Annotated in this window: 2 protein-coding genes; one reads left to right on the forward strand and one right to left on the reverse strand. The window is 44.5% G+C overall.

From position 1 onward, the window contains the following. The first annotated feature begins 146 nt into the window (after positions 1–146). Positions 147–629 (forward strand): hypothetical protein, encoded by a 483-nt coding sequence (locus A3762_RS07960; protein WP_231878769.1) that lies wholly within the window; start codon positions 147–149, stop codon positions 627–629. Between the two features lie 140 nt (positions 630–769). Here the strand turns inward: A3762_RS07960 and A3762_RS07965 are convergent. After that, the coding region (locus A3762_RS07965; protein ID WP_197469141.1) for a YebG family protein at positions 770–959 on the reverse strand (190 nt) is incomplete at its 5' end.

The raw sequence follows: 959 nt of genomic DNA on the forward strand, positions 1-959 counted from the left end.
GACGCAAGTCCACCAAGAGAATGGCCAATGACGGTCGGTTCCTTATCAAAGCTTTCGATTGCTTCAATGCATTCATCGACGTAGTCATTAAACCTTAGCTTAAGCCGTTCCTTAAAAGATAAATGATGCCCGCTGAAGGTCATGCATTGATCTTAATGTCGCCTGTGCCAATTTCTGGAGTTGTCGGTTCGATGAGCTCTCTCGCTAAAAAGTCACCAATCTCTCTCGCCAAATTTATTACCGCCGCGTGTTATGCAGGTATAACCCGCTACGGAACACCCCCGATAGGAATATATTCTAATACATGCGACACAGCTGATGCTGACAAGGTCACCGCCCAGCTGAGGTCCGAATCAATTCCAGTATTAATGAAATTACTATCACCTCCAAAATTGATCAGCACCAAACTTCATCCAAGCAACATATTGTTTCTAGCTGCCAAGGGAGATCACATTATCCCCCATACCGAAATTCAGAAAAGCGCAGATCAACTCGGCGCGGATATAAAAATATACGAAGGCCTAAGCCACACCTATCAGGCTGAAAGCTGCTGGCCGGACATCGCTGACGATATTCTGCAGTGGTTACATCAATCAAACATGAAAGACTACCAAGCGAGCGCGGCGTGAGCGCTAAGCTGTCTTTCAACCTCGTCATGGCCTACTTATACAGCGGTCTATTATTTCTCTAAAAAACGAGTAGGGTTTGATTGGAATCCTGAGCACCGCTTTTGTTTCACGTATTCGCGGTCACGTGCTCACGATGCAAATCAAGCCTGCTTTGTTTCTAGCTTTACAACTTCTGCCTTTTCTTCTTCAAGCAAACTTTCGGCATCAACTCCCTTAAATAGTTTTGCCACCTTCTCTTTGTTTTTAGACAGCAAAACAGACAGATCTTCCAGTAAGCCATCATCAATATCTACACCCTTAGCTTGTATAAAAGTAGCAAGGTTGTCTGCT

The organism is Oleiphilus sp. HI0125, assembly GCF_001635355.1.